22 protein-coding genes are annotated in these 18,720 nt (G+C 41.9%); 7 read left to right on the top strand and 15 right to left on the bottom strand.

The window, feature by feature from the left end:
- Positions 1-2 precede the first annotated feature (2 nt).
- From ADM50_RS01440 to nusB, 4 genes are all read left to right on the top strand, one after another.
- A complete protein-coding gene (locus ADM50_RS01440; protein WP_049484277.1) occupies positions 3-1,130 on the top strand; it encodes an SPFH domain-containing protein in 1,128 nt (375 codons plus the stop codon).
- Between the two features lie 80 nt (positions 1,131-1,210).
- A complete protein-coding gene (gene efp, locus ADM50_RS01435) occupies positions 1,211-1,771 on the top strand; it encodes an elongation factor P (protein WP_000568642.1) in 561 nt (186 codons plus the stop codon).
- A 21-nt stretch (positions 1,772-1,792) separates the two neighbouring features.
- Positions 1,793-2,182: an Asp23/Gls24 family envelope stress response protein gene (locus tag ADM50_RS01430; protein WP_000510584.1), complete on the top strand. Its 390-nt coding sequence runs from the start codon at positions 1,793-1,795 to the stop codon at positions 2,180-2,182.
- Positions 2,175-2,597, top strand: a complete 423-nt coding sequence (gene nusB / locus ADM50_RS01425) for a transcription antitermination factor NusB (protein ID WP_049484276.1) — start codon at positions 2,175-2,177, stop codon at positions 2,595-2,597. The genes ADM50_RS01430 and nusB overlap by 8 nt, the downstream gene beginning before the upstream one ends.
- A gap of 49 nt (positions 2,598-2,646) precedes the next feature.
- On the opposite strand, the gene ADM50_RS01420 is transcribed toward nusB, so the two are convergent.
- The 15 genes from ADM50_RS01420 to ADM50_RS01345 all read right to left on the bottom strand — a co-directional run bounded on the left by ADM50_RS01420 (position 2,647) and on the right by ADM50_RS01345 (position 15,208).
- Positions 2,647-3,372, bottom strand: coding sequence for a CPBP family intramembrane glutamic endopeptidase (locus tag ADM50_RS01420; protein ID WP_049484275.1), 726 nt, complete (start codon positions 3,370-3,372; stop codon positions 2,647-2,649).
- Positions 3,373-3,791: 419 nt separating this feature from the next.
- Positions 3,792-4,493, bottom strand: coding sequence for a CPBP family intramembrane glutamic endopeptidase (locus ADM50_RS01410; RefSeq protein WP_049484273.1), 702 nt, complete (start codon positions 4,491-4,493; stop codon positions 3,792-3,794).
- Positions 4,494-4,641: 148 nt separating this feature from the next.
- The gene (locus ADM50_RS01405; protein ID WP_001017372.1) at positions 4,642-5,409 is read right to left on the bottom strand and encodes an acetyl-CoA carboxylase carboxyl transferase subunit alpha; all 768 of its coding nucleotides are present in this window, start codon (positions 5,407-5,409) and stop codon (positions 4,642-4,644) included.
- Positions 5,406-6,272, bottom strand: a complete 867-nt coding sequence (gene accD, locus ADM50_RS01400) for an acetyl-CoA carboxylase, carboxyltransferase subunit beta (RefSeq protein ID WP_001173376.1) — start codon at positions 6,270-6,272, stop codon at positions 5,406-5,408. The genes ADM50_RS01405 and accD overlap by 4 nt, the downstream gene beginning before the upstream one ends.
- Before the next feature lie 35 nt (positions 6,273-6,307).
- Positions 6,308-7,675, bottom strand: coding sequence for an acetyl-CoA carboxylase biotin carboxylase subunit (gene accC / locus ADM50_RS01395; RefSeq protein WP_000488665.1), 1,368 nt, complete (start codon positions 7,673-7,675; stop codon positions 6,308-6,310).
- Between the two features lie 11 nt (positions 7,676-7,686).
- Positions 7,687-8,109, bottom strand: a complete 423-nt coding sequence (gene fabZ / locus ADM50_RS01390; RefSeq protein ID WP_000565515.1) for a 3-hydroxyacyl-ACP dehydratase FabZ — start codon at positions 8,107-8,109, stop codon at positions 7,687-7,689.
- Positions 8,106-8,594: an acetyl-CoA carboxylase biotin carboxyl carrier protein gene (accB, locus tag ADM50_RS01385; protein ID WP_049484272.1), complete on the bottom strand. Its 489-nt coding sequence runs from the start codon at positions 8,592-8,594 to the stop codon at positions 8,106-8,108. The genes fabZ and accB overlap by 4 nt, the downstream gene beginning before the upstream one ends.
- A 2-nt stretch (positions 8,595-8,596) precedes the next feature.
- A complete protein-coding gene (gene fabF, locus ADM50_RS01380) occupies positions 8,597-9,832 on the bottom strand; it encodes a beta-ketoacyl-ACP synthase II (RefSeq protein WP_000774052.1) in 1,236 nt (411 codons plus the stop codon).
- A 28-nt stretch (positions 9,833-9,860) separates the two neighbouring features.
- Positions 9,861-10,592: a 3-oxoacyl-[acyl-carrier-protein] reductase gene (gene fabG / locus ADM50_RS01375; protein ID WP_049484271.1), complete on the bottom strand. Its 732-nt coding sequence runs from the start codon at positions 10,590-10,592 to the stop codon at positions 9,861-9,863.
- Between the two features lie 45 nt (positions 10,593-10,637).
- Positions 10,638-11,558 carry an ACP S-malonyltransferase gene (gene fabD, locus ADM50_RS01370; RefSeq protein WP_000167654.1) on the bottom strand — a complete coding sequence of 307 codons (921 nt, stop codon included), beginning with the start codon at positions 11,556-11,558 and terminating at the stop codon, positions 10,638-10,640.
- A complete protein-coding gene (gene fabK, locus ADM50_RS01365) occupies positions 11,551-12,525 on the bottom strand; it encodes an enoyl-[acyl-carrier-protein] reductase FabK (protein ID WP_000857451.1) in 975 nt (324 codons plus the stop codon). The genes fabD and fabK overlap by 8 nt, the downstream gene beginning before the upstream one ends.
- A gap of 117 nt (positions 12,526-12,642) precedes the next feature.
- On the bottom strand, positions 12,643-12,867 hold the full coding sequence (locus tag ADM50_RS01360) for an acyl carrier protein (protein ID WP_000257840.1): 225 nt from the start codon (positions 12,865-12,867) through the stop codon (positions 12,643-12,645).
- A gap of 57 nt (positions 12,868-12,924) precedes the next feature.
- Positions 12,925-13,899 carry a beta-ketoacyl-ACP synthase III gene (locus tag ADM50_RS01355; protein WP_042902827.1) on the bottom strand — a complete coding sequence of 325 codons (975 nt, stop codon included), beginning with the start codon at positions 13,897-13,899 and terminating at the stop codon, positions 12,925-12,927.
- Complete coding sequence (fabT, locus tag ADM50_RS01350; RefSeq protein WP_049484270.1) at positions 13,899-14,333, bottom strand: fatty acid biosynthesis transcriptional regulator FabT; 435 nt, start codon at positions 14,331-14,333, stop codon at positions 13,899-13,901. The genes ADM50_RS01355 and fabT overlap by 1 nt, the downstream gene beginning before the upstream one ends.
- Positions 14,334-14,422: 89 nt before the next feature.
- Positions 14,423-15,208: an enoyl-CoA hydratase gene (locus ADM50_RS01345; protein WP_049484269.1), complete on the bottom strand. Its 786-nt coding sequence runs from the start codon at positions 15,206-15,208 to the stop codon at positions 14,423-14,425.
- 283 nt (positions 15,209-15,491) lie between these two features.
- Between ADM50_RS01345 and ADM50_RS01340 the strand changes: the two genes are divergently transcribed.
- The 3 genes from ADM50_RS01340 to serS all read left to right on the top strand — a co-directional run bounded on the left by ADM50_RS01340 (position 15,492) and on the right by serS (position 18,718).
- Positions 15,492-16,856 carry an aspartate kinase gene (locus tag ADM50_RS01340; RefSeq protein ID WP_049484268.1) on the top strand — a complete coding sequence of 455 codons (1,365 nt, stop codon included), beginning with the start codon at positions 15,492-15,494 and terminating at the stop codon, positions 16,854-16,856.
- A gap of 2 nt (positions 16,857-16,858) precedes the next feature.
- Entirely contained in the window at positions 16,859-17,230 is a 372-nt protein-coding gene (locus ADM50_RS01335) for a DUF956 family protein (RefSeq protein WP_000079379.1), read from the top strand.
- Positions 17,231-17,443: 213 nt separating this feature from the next.
- A complete protein-coding gene (gene serS / locus ADM50_RS01330) occupies positions 17,444-18,718 on the top strand; it encodes a serine--tRNA ligase (protein WP_049484267.1) in 1,275 nt (424 codons plus the stop codon).
- Positions 18,719-18,720 lie beyond the last annotated feature (2 nt).

Genomic DNA, 18,720 nt, shown 5'->3' with positions numbered 1-18,720 from the left:
TTATGGGATTTATACGTGCAGCCTTATCAGCAGGCTTAAATAGTTTTAATGATAGCAAATTCAAGGAAGCCATTGTCCTTCCAGACAATGTCTCTGGCGATGCTTTAGCCATCAAGGGACAATTACTCACAAAAGACCCAGATGGACGTTCTCGTCACAGCAATCAAAATACTGGACTTTTGTCAGATGGCAGTGTGGTTATCGTTCCCCAAGGTTATACCGCTGTTTTGGTAAACAATGGTACCTTCCTTGGTGAAGTCCTCGAAGCTGGTAGCCACGAATGGCAAGCTGGTGATAACGCCTGGCTCCTTGAAAAAGGTGGTTTAAAAGGCACTTGGGAAAACTTTAAAAACCGTTTCTCTTTTGGTGGACAAGTCATCACCCAACAGGAAATTATCTTTATTCGCATGCAACCTATTGCAGGTAATAAGTTCGGCACACAAAATGCGGTCGAATACTTCAGCGAACGTTACCAACAACTGCTCAACATCCGTTTCTATGGCTTGTTTGATGTAAAAATAGCAGACCCAGTCCTCTTCTACGTGAGTTCTGTTAGCCGTCAAATTACTGACGGACAGCCATTCACTCTCCAGGATGTAGCTCAAGGAACGCTCCGTCAAAATATCGCACCAAAAATTGCGATTGCCATTGCCAAATACACCAACGAAAACAAGGTTGATATCTATAGCCTCAATGCTAATCAAGATACCTTTAACGAACTCGCTAAACAAGAGGTCAACAAGGTTTGGACAGGTCTCTACGGGATTGAAGCAACTAATATCTTGCTTGAGGACCTCAGCTACGACCAAGAAAGTCTTGCCATTGTTCGCAAACTTGATAGTGAGCTCGCTGCTATGAAGTACAACACGATTGAAATCGAAGAACGCCGTGCTCGTAACGAAGCGCTTATTGCTGCAGCTGCCAACGAAGGGAATGGCAATGGGATGAACATGTTTATGGGTATGAATCTTGGCCAGACTCTCGGTGGTCAACTAAGCCAACAAGTTCAAAATCAAGCACCGGCTCAAAACACTGAGCAAACTGCCAGCAAGAATTTTTACATCGAAGTCGATGGAAAATACGTCCTCGTTACTAAAGACGAAGATGGAAATATCGTACCAGTCAACTAATTAAGCACCTTCTGACATTTGAGTAATGTTGTCTTTTATGGTACAATAAAGAGTAAATTATTTATTAAAGAGGTAAAAACATGATTGAAGCAAGTAAATTAAAGGCTGGTATGACCTTTGAAACAGCTGACGGAAAATTGATCCGCGTTTTGGAAGCTAGCCACCACAAACCAGGTAAAGGAAACACAATCATGCGTATGAAATTGCGTGATGTCCGTACTGGTTCTACATTTGACACAAGCTACCGTCCAGAGGAAAAATTTGAACAAGCTATCATCGAGACTGTCCCAGCTCAATACTTGTACAAAATGGATGACACAGCCTACTTCATGAATACAGAAACTTACGACCAATACGAAATTCCTGTAGTCAATGTTGAAAACGAGTTGCTTTACATCCTTGAAAACTCAGAAGTGAAGATCCAATTCTACGGAACTGAAGTGATTGGTGTCACCGTTCCTACTACTGTCGAATTGACAGTTGCAGAAACTCAACCATCTATCAAAGGTGCTACTGTTACAGGTTCTGGTAAACCAGCAACGATGGAAACTGGACTTGTCGTAAACGTTCCAGACTTCATCGAAGCAGGACAAAAACTCGTTATCAACACTGCAGAAGGAACTTACGTTTCTCGTGCCTAATCTCTAGAAAGAGGTCATTCTATGGGAATTGAAGAACAACTTGGCGAAATCGTTATCGCCCCACGTGTACTTGAAAAAATCATTGCTATTGCTACTGCAAAAGTAGAGGGTGTACACTCTTTTTCAAACAAATCAGTGTCTGACACCCTTTCAAAACTTTCTCTTGGCCGTGGTGTTTATCTTAAAAACGTGGACGAAGAGCTCACAGCAGATATCTATCTCTACCTTGAGTACGGAGTAAAAGTTCCTAAGGTAGCTGTTGCGATCCAGAAAGCTGTCAAAGATGCAGTCCGCAATATGGCTGATGTAGAACTCGCTGCTATCAATATTCACGTTGCAGGTATCGTTCCAGATAAAACACCAAAACCAGAATTGAAAGATCTATTTGACGAGGACTTCCTCAATGACTAGTCCACTATTAGAATCTAGACGCCAACTCCGTAAATGCGCTTTTCAAGCTCTCATGAGTCTTGAATTCGGTACGGATGTCGAAACTGCTTGTCGTTTCGCCTATACTCATGATCGTGAAGATACGGATGTGCAACTTCCAGCCTTTTTGACAGAGATAGTTTCTGGTGTTCAGGCTAAAAAGGAAGAACTAGACAAGCAAATCACACAGCATTTAAAAGCAGGTTGGACCATCGAGCGTTTAACACTCGTGGAGAGAAACCTCCTTCGCTTGGGAGTCTTTGAAATCACTTCATTCGACACCCCACAGTTGGTTGCTGTCAATGAAGCTATCGAGCTTTCAAAGGACTTCTCAGATCAAAAATCTGCCCGTTTTATCAACGGACTGCTCAGCCAGTTTGTAACAGAAGAACAGTAAATAGAAAAAAGTGTTTGATAATTGTCAAACACTTTTTTCTTTGTCTCCACTATCTAAAAAAGTGGTAATAGACATAATTATAAACAAAAATCCAGATGGGTTTTGCATAAATAAGAAAGTTGAAAAAACTATGGCACAGGATGGTGATTGTTAAGTTCTTTGTCCAACGGTAGACAAGGGCATAGAAAAGACCGCCTAAACTATAAATAATCAAACTGATAGGATCTCGGTGAGTTAGGATCAAATGACTAAGTCCAAAGATAAGAGCAGATAGGATAACATCCAGATAGTACTTGGACTGGGGAAAGAAGGTATTCATAAAGTACCCTCTATGAATCAGTTCCTCTAATATAGGTGCGACGACTACTGTTAAACTAAAACTGAGAACAGTTGATAGAAAAGTTGGTTGCCCATTGGAGTATAGAATCGAAAGAAGGTCTTGAAAGATATACTTGTTATCAATTAGGTGATGAAACTGTAACTGAAAAGCATCCACCAATTGACGATCAAAATAAGTAGCCACTAGACCAACTACAAGGTATAAGAATCTTGACTTCTTCGAGCCCTTTTTTTCAAAAATATAGAGCATCTCTTTCTTTTTTAGCCAGTAGATAAATAATAGCAAAAGAGCTATTACTTCAACTATTAAAAAGATAGAATAGCCATCTATCCCCCATCCTAAAAACTTAGTTAGATGCATAATTCCTAACTCTGGTAGATAAACCGATAGAAATACCAGTGATGTATAGACTCCCAAATGCCCTAGTTTTTTCATACTTACACCTTTAATTTATCAATAGGCAATACCAGAACCACGTCTAGTCGCATGATTCAGTATTGTACTCCATTCTGTCGCTAAACTATATGCATATGGCGAATTCCAATGTCTATCATCAACTAACCAAATCATGCCACCACCTGAAACTTGCTCTAAGTCCTCAGATGAAAGAACTGTAAATGTTTCTGTACCTGTCCTATAAAGTAGCTCCCTAAAATAAATTTTTGTAAGCTTACATCTACAGTATACATCTTTTTGTCTATTTTATAGCCTATCTCCTCAACTGTCAATTTTTCACCCTAAATAGTAGCTTTACTCATTGAAAAATAAGAAATTGATAAAAGAGATTTCTCTATCTTCCCATCAAATTAGAAAAAGTGTTTGACAAGTATCAAACACTTTTTCTTTACTTCCTACTATCTAAAAATCAAATAATAGATATAAAATAAGAGCGACGGAGCATAAGGAATCGCATTATAGAAACTATGACAAACAATGGTAAATCGAAGACTACCCGTAACTCGATAAGCGATTGCAAATAGAAGACCGAGAATACTATACATTAGGAGACTGATGGGGTCACGATGAGATAGAACCAAGTGACTGAGCCCGAAGATGAAAGAAGACAAAATCACATCCAAATAAAACTCCGACTTCGGAAAGAAGGTATTCATAAAATAACCTCTATAGATTGTCTCCTCAACAACAGGTACAATCGAAATGTTAAAGATTAAAAATACAAGACTTGATAGAGTCGTTTCTCTTCCGTTTAAGTAAAGTTCTGAAAGAAGGTCTTGGAAAATAAAACTATGGTCAATCAATCGAATATTCTGCATTCTAAATCCATTTAAAAAAGAATAGATAAGAAAACAAGCCACTAGGAAAGCGAGATAAGACCAGCGCCAACTCTTTTTCTCAAAGATAAAGAGCATCTTCTTCTTTTTCAACCACAAAACGAATAAAAAGAAAATAAGCAACACTTCTCCAACTAGGAAGATTATATAGCTGTCCATTCCTAAACCGAAGATCCTAGCTAGAGTTATGGCTCCTAATGGCGTTAAATAAATGTACAGGAACATTAAAATCATACAGATTCCTAAATGTATTGTCTTTTTCATTCTTTCTCTCCTAATGGTAAACTCTCTATTAGGGGAATATAGAGGATATACTATTGATTTGTTTTTCTTATTTATCTAGAGTATTCATGTTTATCCATGCTCTATTATCAAAATAGCTAGAACAAAATGTTCTAGCTTTTAAATTTTCTTAGTATTTTCTAAAGCGTTGGTAACGTTCTTCGATAAGTTGATCGAGTGGTAGTTCTTGCAACCTATCTAGTTCTGCACGCAATTCATTTTTAACGCAACCTAGCAGTTCTTTACTTGACAGCCCTGCTTCTGAGATCACCTTGTCTACGATTCCCATTTCTAGAAGTTCATGTGAAGTGATTTTCATCAACTCCGCTGCTTCCATAGCACGACTTCCATCCTTCCAAAGGATAGAGGCAAATCCTTCTGGACTGAGTACGGCATAGATTGAGTTTTCTAACATCCAGACACGGTTAGCTACGGCTAGAGCTAGGGCCCCACCAGATCCTCCTTCACCGATAATAATCGCAATGATTGGAACCTTGAGGTCACTCATTTCCATCAGGTTTCGGGCAATTGCTTCACCTTGTCCACGTTCCTCGGCACCAACACCTGGGTAAGCACCCGCCGTATTGATAAAAGTCACAACTGGACGGCCGAACTTTTCTGCCTGTTTCATCAGGCGCAAGGCCTTACGATAGCCTTCTGGATGAGGTTGCCCAAAATTTCGTTTGAGGTTATCATGAAGACTTTTTCCCTTTTGGATACCAACTACAGTTACTGCTTGGTCACCTAACCAACCAATTCCACCGATGACCGCACCATCATCACGAAAAGAGCGATCTCCATGCAATTCGATAAACTCGTCAAAGATTCCATTGGCAAAATCAAGTGCGGTCAAACGACTCTGCTCGCGTGCCTCTCTGACTATTTTTGCAATATTCATCCGCGACTTCCTCCATGCAATCTTACTAATTTAGCAATTGTTTCAGGCAATTCTCTCCGTTTGACAATTGCATCAACAAATCCATGTTCAAGCAGAAATTCTGCCTTTTGGAAGTCATCCGGCAAGGTCTCACGAACTGTATTTTCGATAACACGACGTCCAGCAAAACCAACCAAACTCTGTGGCTCCGCTAGGATAATATCCCCTTCCATAGCAAAAGAAGCGGTCACCCCACCTGTTGTCGGATCGGTTAAAATAGTTAGGTAAAAAAGTCCTGCCTTGGAATGACGTTGAACTGCCGCAGAAATCTTAGCCATCTGCATCAAGCTCATGATTCCTTCTTGCATACGGGCTCCACCAGAAGCTGTGAAGAGAACGACTGGCAAGTTTTCTACCGTTGCATACTCAAACAAGCGCGTGATTTTTTCACCCACAACGGTTCCCATAGAAGCCATGATAAAGTTTGAATCCATGATCCCAAGGGCAACTTTTTGTCCCTTGATGCTAGCTGTACCAGTCAGTACTGCTTCATCCAAACCTGTCTTTTCACGCATACTAGCTAGTTTTTTCTGGTAGCCAGGAAAGTTTAATGGATCTTGAGTTTCAATACCCGTAAACATCTCCACAAAGGTGTCAGAATCAATCGTCAAATCCAAGCGTTCCTGAGCTGAAATACGGAAAGTATAGCTACAATGGGGACAAATTCGTTCGCTCCCAAGATCCTTTTGGTAAATGGTGTGTTTACAACCAGGACACTGGGAGAAGAGTTCATCCGGCACCTCAGGCTTGGCTTGTGGTTTCTGCCTTACGGAACGGTTAGGATTGATCCGAATATACTTATCCTTTTTACTAAATAGAGCCATAACTCCCCCTTTTAGTTCTCATACTATTTGAAAGTCTATTCTTTTTCTTGGTATTTTGGCAAGAAAGTTTCCATCAAGAAGGAAGTATCGTAGTCACCAGCGATAACTCGGCGGTCTGAAATCAGATCCAACTGGAAGTCTGCATTGGTTTGCACTCCTTCAATATCAAGTTCATAAAGTGCCCGTTGCATCTTCATTAAGGCATCAAAACGATTCTCCCCATGAACAATGATTTTGGCAATCATACTATCATAGTAGGGGGGAATGGTATACCCTGGATAGACTGCAGAGTCTACACGCAATCCAACTCCTCCACTTGGAAGATAGAGATTGGTAATTTTACCTGGGCTTGGAGCAAAGTTAAATGCTGGATTTTCTGCATTGATCCGGCACTCGATAGCATGACCTCGTAGGACGATATCTTCTTGTTTGAAAGGTAAAGGTTGCCCGGCAGCAATGCGAATCTGCTCCTTCACGATATCAACACCTGAAACAAACTCTGTGACTGGGTGTTCAACTTGCACACGAGTATTCATTTCCATGAAGTAGAAATTGCCACTCGCTTCATCGAGAAGAAATTCAATCGTCCCTGCATTTTCATAGCCTACAGACTCTGCTGCACGAACGGCTGCAGCACCAATTTCATTACGAAGGGTTTTGCCAATCGCAATGGATGGGCTTTCTTCTAAGACCTTTTGGTTATTCCGTTGGAGTGAACAATCCCGTTCACCAAGATGGACAACATGACCCTCTTGATCTGCAAGAATCTGAACTTCGATATGACGAGCTGGATAAATCACACGCTCAAGATACATAGCGCCATTTCCAAAATTGGCCTTAGCTTCACTGGATGCTGTCTCAAAGGCTGCGACCAAGTCTTCTGCCTTTTCAACCTTACGAATCCCTTTTCCACCACCACCTGCCGATGCCTTAAGCATGACTGGATAGCCAATTTTTTCTGCAACTGCAAGCGCCTCTTCAGCCGTGTGAACTTCACCATCAGATCCTGGAATAACTGGAACCCCAGCCTTGATCATTTGCTCACGCGCATTGATCTTATCTCCCATGGTATCCATCACAGCACCAGAAGGGCCGATGAACTTAATCCCTACTTCATCACACATCGTGGCAAATTTGGAGTTTTCACTAAGAAATCCAAAACCTGGATGGATGGCTTCTGCTTCTGTCAAGACTGCAGCAGACAAAATTGCATTGATATTGAGATAAGATTCTGTCGCCTTACCAGGTCCGATACAGATAGCTTCATCCGCTAGGAGTGTGTGAAGGGCTTCCTTATCAGCAGTTGAATAAACTGCCACGGTCGCAATGCCCAATTCACGCGCAGCTCGAATAATGCGAACCGCAATCTCACCACGGTTGGCAATCAAAATTTTACGAAACATGGAGATCCTCCTTAGTTTCCAATTGCAAAGGTAAGAGTACCACTCGCTGCAAGCTTACCATCTACTTCAGCCTTTGCTTCAACCACAGCAATCGTACCACGACGTTTAACAAAAGTAGCCGTCATAACTAATTGGTCACCTGGTACAACTTGCTTCTTGAACTTAACCTTGTCCATGCCAGCATAGAAGACCAGCTTCCCTTTGTTTTCAGGTTTGGACAATTCCAAGACACCAGCAGTCTGAGCCAAGGCTTCCATGATAAGAACACCTGGCATGACTGGGTATTGTGGAAAATGACCATTGAAGAAAGGTTCGTTGATGGTCACATTTTTAATGGCAACAATGGTATCTTCGCTCACTTCCAAGACACGATCCACTAGGAGCATGGGGTAGCGATGGGGTAGAGCTTCTTTGATTCCTTGAATATCGATCATTTGATACGTACCAATCCTTTACCGAACTCAACCATTTCTTCATTTGAAACGAGAATTTCTGTCACCACACCATCCTTAGGCGCTGGAATCTCATTCATGACTTTCATGGCTTCGATGATCACCAAAGTTTGACCTTTTTTGACACTGTCTCCGACTGTGACAAAGGCAGGTTTATCTGGTCCAGCGGCCAAGTAAGCCACCCCTACAAGTGGGCTTTCAACAACATCACCCTCCGGAGCAACCGTCGTTTCAGCTGGTACTGGAGCTTCTTCCACTGCACTCTCTACTGGAGTTAAAGGGGTAGAAACTACTGGACTTGCCGCTACTGCAGTTGGTGCTGGAACAACTTGAGCTGGAGCTTCAGAAGCCATTCTTGCTTCATTCTTACTGAACTGCAATTCGTCCGCTCCGTTTTTATAAGAAAATTCTCTCAAACTTGATTGGTCAAATTGAGCCATCAAGTCCTTGATCTCATTTAAATTCATAATTATTTATTCTCCCAACGTTTGAAAGCAAGAACCGCATTGTGTCCACCAAAACCAAAAGTGTTTGAAATAGCATAAGGGATTTCTTGCTCCAAGCCTTGTCCATAAACGACATTCGCTTCGATATAGTCTGATAACTCACTTGTTCCAGCTGTCATTGGTACATAGTTATGACGCATGGCTTCAATTGTAGCGATGGCTTCTACTGCCCCTGCAGCACCAAGCAAGTGTCCTGTAAAGGACTTGGTTGAAGATACAGGTACTTCTTTACCAAGAACAGCGACGATCGCACCACTTTCTCCTTTTTCATTAGCAGGAGTTGAAGTTCCGTGGGCATTGACATAAGCCACTTGCTCTGGAGAAATTTCTGCTTCTTCCAAAGCCAACTTCATAGCCTTAATCGCGCCTTGACCCTCTGGATGAGGTGAAGTCATATGGTAAGCATCACAGGTATTACCATAGCCAACTACTTCAGCCAAGATAGTTGCACCACGTTTTTCAGCATGTTCAAGGCTTTCAAGAACTAACATTCCTGAACCTTCTCCCATCACAAATCCGTTACGATCTTTGTCAAATGGAATAGAAGCACGAGTTGGATCTTCTGTAGTTGATAGAGCTGTCAAAGCTTGGAAACCAGCGATGGCAAATGGAGTGATTGATGATTCTGATCCACCAACTAGCATGACATCTTGGAAACCAAACTTGATAGAGCGGAAGGCATCCCCAATGGCATCGTTTGATGAGGCACAGGCTGTATTGATTGATTTACAGATACCGTTTGCTCCGAAGCGCATAGCAACATTTCCTGAAGCCATATTTGGCAAGGCTTTTGGAAGTGTCATTGGTTTAACGCGTTTTGGACCTTTTTCATGAAGACGGATAACCTGATCTTCGATTTCTTTAATTCCCCCAATACCAGAAGCCACGATAACACCAAAGCGATCTTTATCAATTGCTTCTACATCAAGATTTGCATTTGTCACCGCTTCTTGAGCTGCATACAAGGCATACAAAGAATAGTTGTCAAAACGGTTGGTATCTTTTTTGACAAAGTATTTATCAAATGGGAAATCTTGGACTTCTGCTGCATTGTGCACAGCAAATTCGCTGTGGTCAAATTTAGTAATTTCTCCAATTCCAATTTTTCCAGTTTGCAAACTGTTCCAAAATTCTTCTGGAGTATTTCCGATAGGAGAGGTCAATCCGTAACCTGTTACTACAACTCGATTTAGTTTCATCTGTCTTACCTATATCTTTCCTTATTTTTTACATGCTAAGTCCGCCATCAACAGCGAGAACTTGTCCAGTCAAATAATCCTGTCCAGCCAGGAACACTGTAGCATCTGCGATATGTTCTGCTTGACCAAACTGTTTCATTGGGATTTGTGCCAATGTCGCTTCCTTGACCTTATCAGACAAAACAGCTGTCATATCTGACTCGATCATTCCTGGTGCAAGAGCATTTACGCGCACATTACGATTGGCAACTTCACGTGCTACTGACTTGGTAAACCCAATCAAACCCGCTTTAGAAGCTGCATAGTTGGCTTGTCCGATATTTCCCATCAAACCGACCACACTCGACATATTGATAATCGCACCTTCACGTGCCTTGATCATCTGTTTCAAGACTGCTTGAGTCATGTTAAAGGCACCTGTCAAGTTGATCTTAATCACTTTTTCAAAGTCTTCCTCGGTCATCTTAAGCATGAGCGTATCCTGAGTAATCCCTGCATTGTTGACCAAGACATCGACAGAACCGAGTTCTGCAATCGCTTGATCTACCATACGCTTGGCATCTGCAAAGTCTGAAACATCACCTGAAATCGGTACTACTTTGACGCCGTAGTTTGAAAACTCAGCCAGCAATTCTTCTGAGATTGCTCCTCGACTATTCAAAACTACATTAGCGCCTAGTTGGGCAAATTTGTGAGCAATGGCAAGTCCGATACCACGACTTGAACCTGTTACAAAGACATTTTTGTTTGTAAGTTGCATTCTATTTCTCCTATTTCCTGTTGTATTTTGTGGGAGAAGGAATCATTAGTTTCCTAACAAAGCATCCAAGCTTGCTTGGTCTTCAACGTTAGCTAGCTGAGCTGTTTTATCGATTTTTTTGACAAAACCTGATAGGACCTTACCAGGACCAATTTCAATAAAGTTGGTTACCCCAGCATCCTGCATCACAGCAATACTTTCATAAAAACGAACAGGTTCTTTGACCTGACGCGTCAAAAGCTCTTGGATTCGACCTTTTTCCATAACAGCAGCTTCCGTATTGCCGACTAGTGGGCAAGTAAAGTCAGAGAAACTCACTCCTTCAAGAGCTCCAGCTAGTTGCTGACTGGCTGGCTCAAGAAGAGCTGTATGGAAAGGACCAGATACATTTAAAGGAATCAATCGTTTGGCTCCTGCTTCCTGCAAGAGTTGGACCGCACGGTCAACTGCAGCCACTTCACCACCAATGACGATTTGGCTTGGAGTATTGTAGTTAGCTGGAGTGACTATACCGACTTCAGAAGCAGTTTTGCAAGCTTCCTCTATCACATCTACTGGAGTATTGAGGACGGCTACCATCTTGCCTGAACCAGCAGGCGCCGCCTCTTCCATATAAGCCCCGCGCTTAGCAACCAAGGCAACTGCCTCTTCAAAGTCCAAGGCACCGCTTGCTACAAGAGCAGAATATTCACCAAGAGACAATCCTGCTACCATATCCGGCTGATAACCCTTTTCTTTCAATAGTCGGTAAATAGAAACCGAGGTCGCCAAAATAGCTGGCTGTGTATAACGAGTCTGGTTTAACTTTGTTTCTTCCTTATCAATCAAGTCACGAAGGTCATAACCCAGTACTTGACTAGCTTGATCAATGGTTTCCTTGACAATAGGATAGTGTTCATAGAGGTCTCGTCCCATCCCAAGATATTGAGCACCTTGACCGGCAAATAGAAAGGCTGTTTTAGTCATTTCTTACAACTCCTGCCCAACGAGAGGCTTCTTCTTGAATTTTTTTGGCAGCGCCATAGTATAGATCTTTTAGGATTTCTTCGACAGTTTCCTCTTTAGAAACCAAACCAGCGATCTGACCTGCCATGACGGATCCACCTTCTACATCTCCATGAACAACGGCTTTAGCAAGAGCACCAGCTCCCATTTGCTCAAAGATTTCTAAATCTGGATCTTCTTGTTTAAAGGCATCCTTTTCAGCCTGTTCAAAGTCACGTGTCAACTGATTTTTAATGGCGCGAACAGCATGACCAAAATGTTGAGCTGAAATAGTCGTATCTATATCACGCGCTTTTAAGATTTTTTCCTTGTATTTTGGATGGGCGTTAGATTCCTTGGCTACTACGAAACGCGTACCAACTTGAACAGCCTCTGCACCAAGCATAAAGCCTGCAGCGACACCTTCACCGTCCGCAATTCCTCCAGCTGCGATAACCGGAATTGAAACAGCTGCAGCAACTTGGCGAACCAAGGTCATGGTTGTTAATTTACCAATATGTCCACCGGCTTCCATTCCCTCTGCAATAACTGCATCTGCACCAATTTTTTCCATACGTTTTGCCAAAGCAACACTTGGAACAACAGGAATAACTGTAATTCCTGCATCATGGAAACGAGTCATGTATTTACTTGGATTTCCTGCACCAGTTGTAACCACCTTGACCCCTTCTTCAATCACGAGATCAACGATGTCTTCTACAAAAGGTGACAAGAGCATGATGTTGACACCAAAAGGTTTGTCCGTAAGTGATTTGATTTTATCGATATTAGCCTTTACGACCTCTTTAGGTGCATTCCCACCACCGATGATTCCTAAACCACCAGCTTTTGATACTGCACCAGCCAAGTCACCATCTGCAACCCAGGCCATTCCTCCTTGAAAAATTGGATAATCAATGTTCAATAATTCTGTAATACGTGTTTTCATAGTGCCTCCATCATTCCTTGCTTACGTAATAGTTCGATGAGTTTATCATTTGAGTTTCAAACTATTACCTAAACAAGAGGGAGTGGGTTTCCCCTACTCCTTCTAGTAATATGTTAATTATTTTGTTTGCTCTTCAACGTAGGCAACCAAGTCACCAACTGTTTTCAAGTTATCTTCTGCTTCGATTTGGATATCAAAAGCATCTTCGATTTCAGAGATTACTTGGAACAAGTCCAATGAATCTGCATCCAAATCATCAAAAGTAGATTCAAGTGTTACTTCTGATGCGTCTTTCCCAAGTTCTTCAACGATAATTTCTTGTACTTTTTCAAATACTGCCATGATAGGACTCCTTTAAAATATAAAAAATTTATAACTATGTGTTTACCACATGATTACCTAGATTGTAAGAATGAGTGTGCCCCATGTCAAACCTCCACCGAAGCCTGATAGGAGAATCGTCTGGCTACCATCTAAACGAATCATGCCATTCTCCACACACTCTGAGAGCAAAATCGGGATACTTGCTGCACTGGTATTTCCATACTCCATCATATTGGCAGGAAGTTTGTCTCGGTCTACGCCGATCTTCTTAGCCATCTTATCCAAAATGCGGATATTTGCCTGATGAAGCAAGAGATAATCCAATTCCGATGCTGCGATTGGACCATTTTCAATGGTTTCTTTGATTGATCTAGCAACATCACGATTTGCAAAATCAAAAACTGCTCGTCCATCCATCTTCAAAAAAGCAGGAACTGCTTCTTGATCTGAGAAAGGAGAAGCCAAAGCCGTTTGACCATAGGTCAAACACTCGCTCCGAGAGCCATCTGTATAGAGACTTTCCACAAGGAAGTGACGTATTTCGCTCGCTTCCAAGAGAACCCCACCAGCACCATCCCCAAAGAGAACAGCTGTCGAACGATCTGACCAATCAACTGCCTTAGATAAGGTCTCAGCCCCGATAACAATCCCTTTTTTGAACTGTCCAGAACTTAAAAACTTTTCTGCAGTCGAGAGAGCGAATACAAAGCCACTGCAAGCTGCTGTCAAATCAAAGGCGAAAGCTCTATGAGCTCCGATATTTGCCTGAACCCGAGCCGCCGTAGAAGGCATCATCGAGTCGGGAGTAATCGTCGCTACAATGATAAAATCAATCTGATCTGCTGTTAAGCTCCCTTTAGCCAGCAAACTCTTGGCAACTTCTGTCGCCAAGTCACTTGTAGACTCTGTTTTTGAGATATGTCTCTGTTTAATTCCTGTCCGACTTGAAATCCACTCATCGCTTGTATCCATGATTTGGGCTAAGTCATGATTAGTGACCACTTGCTCTGGAACATAATGAGCAACCTGGCTTATCTTTGCAAAAGCCATTATTTCAAATCCTCCAAAAATTGATAAAGGTTCGTTAAGCCTCTGCCCATGACCTCTTTTTCCTCGGGACTCATGCCATCAATAATTTTTTCGACCATAGCCTTGTGGAATCGTTTGTGAAGGCGGTGAAGCAAACGACCTTTCTTTGTCAAATGCAGATAGACCACACGACGGTCTTGGTCAGAACGAATACGCTCAATGTAACCCTTTCTTTCTAGGTTATTCAAGCTCGTCGTAACTGTTCCCAAGGTCACCATCAGTTCTTTGGAAACCTTACTAGGCGTCGCCTCAGGGAACTTCCCAATCACATCAATCGTGTGCATTTCTTTGATGGAGATGTCTTTGAATCGACTACCTCGTAAGCTAACCTCCTCAATCACAAGGACGTTATTGAAAATAGATGTTAGATAATCATTTACTTGTTGGTAGTCCAAATCGTTTCCCTCCTTCTAAAAAACTTTCACAATCAAAGCATTTGATAAAAGAAGTATATCAAACTTCAAAAAATTGTGCAAGTATTTTTTTACATTCCTGTAAATTTCGGTCTTCTTCTTTCAGAATGCGCTCGAACTCCTTCTTTAAAATCTTCAGTTAAAGATAACGATTCTTGTAGTTTCAATTCCAATTCGGCATAATCTTGCCAATCTTTAAATTGACTTTCCCAAACTAACTTTTTAATCGCTGCGTATGAGTTTGCTGAACCTCGTCTTAATTTTTTCAGAACTTGTTCTCTTGTTTTTTCTAATTTATCAGCTTCACAAACACGGTAAACCACGCCCCATTCTAGCGCTTTTTCCGCGGTTAAGGCTTCTCCTGTCATGGCAAGTTGTGCAGCTCGTGTTACCCCGATACTACGACTCAAGAGATGAATCCCACCAGCGTCCGGCGCCAATCCAACTCCAACAAAAGCTTGGATGAATTTTGCCTTATCAGTCGCCAAGCAAAAATCAACTGCTACTGCCATATTTGCTGCGGCACCAGCAACCGCTCCATCTACCTCCATCAAAACAGGTTTTGGAATTTGCTTGATTTTAAAAGAAATTGTATTGACTAATTCTGCAATCTTATTCAAAGAAGGGATATCATCTTCGTCTACTGCGCGTTTCATCTCAACCAAGTCTCCCCCAACTGAAAAGACCTTCCCATTAGCGTTTATCAAGATGAACTGAACAGCTTGATCCTGCTCTGCTAGAGTCAAAGCTTCTAAAATCTCCTCACACATTGGGATATGGAAACCATTTGCCACTTCGGGACGATTCAAAGTAATGATAGCAAGATCATCTACGATCTGATATAAGATATGATTCATAGCTTCTCCTTTTCTTTTGTAAGGTAATAAAATTGTTTTATCATCAAAGTATACCTTTTTTTGGATAAAGAGGCAAGGAAAAAACTAAAGGAAAGTGTCTCAGCTGATTATTTACCCATCATTTATGAGTGTGAGTAAAATTTGACACTCTTACTTTTAAATCGTTATCGCTTTTCAGAATAAGTTAGTGTTTTCTTCTATTATAATAGGAAGTTATTTTCTTCATTGAAAAATGCCCCTCTTTCTGCTATAATCGTATAAAATACTTACTTGAGGAGTCCTTATGAAGGTTGTAAAATTTGGCGGAAGCTCGCTTGCCTCTGCTGGTCAGTTAGAAAAAGTTTTAAACATCGTTAAAAGTGATAAAGAACGCCGTTTTGTAGTCGTTTCTGCACCCGGCAAACGCAATGCTGAAGATACCAAGGTAACTGATGCTTTGATTAAATACTATCGCGACTATGTGGCTGGAAATGACATCAGTGCTAGCCAAAGCTGGATCATTGACCGTTATGCCGCTATGGTTAGTGAACTAGGGTTAAAACCTGCTGTTTTAGAAAAAATCTCTAAAAGTATTCGGGCCTTGGCAACTCTTCCTATAGAGGACAATGAATTTCTCTATGATACCTTCCTAGCGGCTGGAGAAAATAACAATGCCAAATTGATTGCAGCCTACTTTAACCAAAACGGTGTTGATGCACGCTATGTTCACCCAAGAGAAGCTGGAATTGTTGTCACAAGTGAACCTGGAAACGCACGTATCATTCCATCTAGTTATGACAAGATTGAAGGCTTGGCTGATAGCAACGAAGTCCTTGTCATCCCTGGTTTCTTTGGTGTGACTAAGGAAAATCAAATCTGTACTTTTTCACGTGGAGGTTCAGATATTACAGGTTCTATCATTGCAGCAGGTGTTAAGGCTGATCTCTATGAAAACTTTACAGACGTAGATGGTATCTTTGCTGCCCACCCTGGTATTATCCACCAACCACACTCCATTCCTGAATTAACCTACCGTGAAATGCGTGAGTTGGCTTACGCTGGATTTTCAGTTCTTCATGACGAAGCCCTTCTTCCTGCCTACCGAGGAAAAATTCCTCTTGTCATCAAGAATACCAACAACCCTGACCACCCAGGTACGCGCATTGTTTTAGAACACAGTAGTGATAAATTCCCAGTAGTAGGGATTGCGGGTGACTCAGGATTCGTCAGCATCAACATGTCTAAATACCTCATGAATCGCGAAGTCGGCTTTGGTCGCAAGGTTCTTCAAATCCTTGAGGACCTCAATATCGGTTGGGAACACATGCCTACAGGTATCGACGATCTTTCAATCATCCTCCGCTCCCGTGAATTAACTCCTATCAAAGAAGAAGAAATTCTACGTCAACTCGTTCAAAAGGCTGAAGTAGATCATGCTGAAATCGAACATGACCTTTCCATCATTATGATTGTCGGAGAAAAGATGAAGAGCCATATCGGGGTAACTGCTACTGCAACACGTGCTTTGTCTGAAAATAAAATCAACATCCAGATGATGTCACAAGGTTCAAGCGAAGTTTCCATCATGTTTGTTGTCAATAAAGAGCAAGAAAAAGCAGCAATCAAGGCTCTCTATCATGCCTTTTTCGGTGAAAGTAAGGAAGACTAATCATGGCCCAATCACTCAATCAAGTCATTGACCTCCAAACCACTGGAACATCTTACCTCTCTATCTCTGGAAAAGTTGGAAAATTTCTAGTTGGGGATCAAGCCTTAGAGTTTTATCCTGATGTCAATGTCGAACAATATATCCAAATCCCCTGGTCCAGCATTCAGCAAATCGGAGCCAACGTAAGTGGTCGCAAAATCAGCCGCCACTTTGAAGTCTTCACTGATCAAGGAAAATTCCTCTTTGCTTCAAAAGACTCTGGAGCTATCCTCAAAATTGCTCGGGAAAAACTTGGCAATGACAAGGTTGTGAAACTTCCGACTCTACTCCAGACCATTGGACAAAAACTTAAAAATCTATTTGCAAAAAAGTAGAAACTTTAGTATAATCATAGCAACGGATAAGTAAGTTATCTCCTTCTTTCAGAAAGTCTGCGGGTGCTGCGAGCAGATAGGAGGGATAGGTGAAATTCTACCGTTGTTCACAATTAAATACTCAATCAAGTGCACACCTGTGAAGTTGGATGGAACCGTGGCCCTGCCACTCCAACACTTTGTCAGGTGTGCTTTTTTCATAAAGGAGTTCTTATGTTAGATATTAAACGTATTCGCACAGATTTTGATGCTGTCGCTGAAAAATTAGCTACACGTGGTGTAGATGCTGCTATCTTAAATGAGATGAAAGAAATCGATGCTAAACGTCGTGATATCTTGGTCAAGGTTGAAACGCTCAAAGCAAAACGTAACACAGTTTCTGCTGAGATTGCCCAAGCTAAGCGCAACAAGGAAAATGCCGATGATAAGATTGCTGCGATGCAAACCCTATCTGCTGAAGTCAAAGCCTTGGATGCTGAGTTGGCAGACATCGATGCTAAATTGACAGAATTTACCACTACTCTTCCAAACATCCCTGCCGACAGCGTTCCTGTTGGGGCTGACGAAGACGACAACGTGGAAGTTCGCCGCTGGGGTACTCCACGCGAGTTCGATTTCGAACCAAAAGCTCACTGGGATCTTGGTGAAGACCTTGGTATCCTTGACTGGGAACGCGGTGGAAAAGTAACGGGCGCTCGTTTCCTCTTCTATAAAGGACTCGGGGCTCGTTTGGAACGTGCCATCTACAACTTTATGTTGGATGAGCATGGCAAGGAAGGCTATACAGAAGTCATCACACCTTACATAGTTAACCACGACTCTATGTTCGGTACTGGTCAATATCCAAAATTCAAGGAAGATACTTTTGAATTGAAAGACACTAATTATGTCCTCATTCCTACAGCTGAAGTGCCTCTTACAAACTACTACCGTGATGAAATCCTCGACGGAAAAGACCTACCAATCTACTTCACCGCTATGAGTCCATCATTCCGTTCTGAGGCTGGTTCTGCAGGTCGTGATACACGTGGCTTGATTCGTCTGCACCAATTCCACAAGGTTGAAATGGTCAAATTTGCCAAACCAGAAGAATCTTACGAAGAATTGGAAAAAATGACAGCCAACGCTGAAAACATCCTTCAAAAACTCAACCTTCCATACCGTGTCGTTGCCCTCTCTACTGGGGACATGGGCTTCTCAGCTGCCAAGACTTATGACTTGGAAGTTTGGATTCCAGCACAAAATACCTATCGTGAAATCTCAAGCTGTTCAAATACAGAAGATTTCCAAGCTCGTCGTGCCCAAATCCGTTACCGTGATGAAGCAGATGGCAAGGTGAAACTCCTTCACACTTTGAATGGTTCTGGACTTGCAGTTGGACGTACGGTTGCTGCCATTCTTGAAAACTACCAAAATGAAGATGGTTCTGTAACCATTCCAGAAGCACTTCGTCCATATATGGGTGGAGCTGAAGTTATCAAACCATAAAA

It is taken from the genome of Streptococcus oralis (assembly GCF_001075675.1).
Lineage (GTDB): Bacteria > Bacillota > Bacilli > Lactobacillales > Streptococcaceae > Streptococcus > Streptococcus oralis_V.
This window is presented reverse-complemented; position numbering and strand designations above follow the sequence as displayed.

Excerpts from the sequence above, each read along its gene's own strand:
- ADM50_RS01440 (WP_049484277.1), top strand. The coding sequence starts at position 3 with ATGGGATTTATACGTGCAGCCTTATCAGCAGGCTTAAATAGTTTTAAT.
- efp (WP_000568642.1), top strand. The coding sequence starts at position 1,211 with ATGATTGAAGCAAGTAAATTAAAGGCTGGTATGACCTTTGAAACAGCT.
- ADM50_RS01430 (WP_000510584.1), top strand. The coding sequence starts at position 1,793 with ATGGGAATTGAAGAACAACTTGGCGAAATCGTTATCGCCCCACGTGTA.
- nusB (WP_049484276.1), top strand. The coding sequence starts at position 2,175 with ATGACTAGTCCACTATTAGAATCTAGACGCCAACTCCGTAAATGCGCT.
- ADM50_RS01420 (WP_049484275.1), bottom strand. The coding sequence starts at position 3,372 with ATGAAAAAACTAGGGCATTTGGGAGTCTATACATCACTGGTATTTCTA.
- ADM50_RS01410 (WP_049484273.1), bottom strand. The coding sequence starts at position 4,493 with ATGAAAAAGACAATACATTTAGGAATCTGTATGATTTTAATGTTCCTG.
- ADM50_RS01405 (WP_001017372.1), bottom strand. The coding sequence starts at position 5,409 with ATGAATATTGCAAAAATAGTCAGAGAGGCACGCGAGCAGAGTCGTTTG.
- accD (WP_001173376.1), bottom strand. The coding sequence starts at position 6,272 with ATGGCTCTATTTAGTAAAAAGGATAAGTATATTCGGATCAATCCTAAC.
- accC (WP_000488665.1), bottom strand. The coding sequence starts at position 7,675 with ATGTTTCGTAAAATTTTGATTGCCAACCGTGGTGAGATTGCGGTTCGC.
- fabZ (WP_000565515.1), bottom strand. The coding sequence starts at position 8,109 with ATGATCGATATTCAAGGAATCAAAGAAGCTCTACCCCATCGCTACCCC.
- accB (WP_049484272.1), bottom strand. The coding sequence starts at position 8,594 with ATGAATTTAAATGAGATCAAGGACTTGATGGCTCAATTTGACCAATCA.
- fabF (WP_000774052.1), bottom strand. The coding sequence starts at position 9,832 with ATGAAACTAAATCGAGTTGTAGTAACAGGTTACGGATTGACCTCTCCT.
- fabG (WP_049484271.1), bottom strand. The coding sequence starts at position 10,592 with ATGCAACTTACAAACAAAAATGTCTTTGTAACAGGTTCAAGTCGTGGT.
- fabD (WP_000167654.1), bottom strand. The coding sequence starts at position 11,558 with ATGACTAAAACAGCCTTTCTATTTGCCGGTCAAGGTGCTCAATATCTT.
- fabK (WP_000857451.1), bottom strand. The coding sequence starts at position 12,525 with ATGAAAACACGTATTACAGAATTATTGAACATTGATTATCCAATTTTT.
- ADM50_RS01360 (WP_000257840.1), bottom strand. The coding sequence starts at position 12,867 with ATGGCAGTATTTGAAAAAGTACAAGAAATTATCGTTGAAGAACTTGGG.
- ADM50_RS01355 (WP_042902827.1), bottom strand. The coding sequence starts at position 13,899 with ATGGCTTTTGCAAAGATAAGCCAGGTTGCTCATTATGTTCCAGAGCAA.
- ADM50_RS01345 (WP_049484269.1), bottom strand. The coding sequence starts at position 15,208 with ATGAATCATATCTTATATCAGATCGTAGATGATCTTGCTATCATTACT.
- ADM50_RS01340 (WP_049484268.1), top strand. The coding sequence starts at position 15,492 with ATGAAGGTTGTAAAATTTGGCGGAAGCTCGCTTGCCTCTGCTGGTCAG.
- ADM50_RS01335 (WP_000079379.1), top strand. The coding sequence starts at position 16,859 with ATGGCCCAATCACTCAATCAAGTCATTGACCTCCAAACCACTGGAACA.
- serS (WP_049484267.1), top strand. The coding sequence starts at position 17,444 with ATGTTAGATATTAAACGTATTCGCACAGATTTTGATGCTGTCGCTGAA.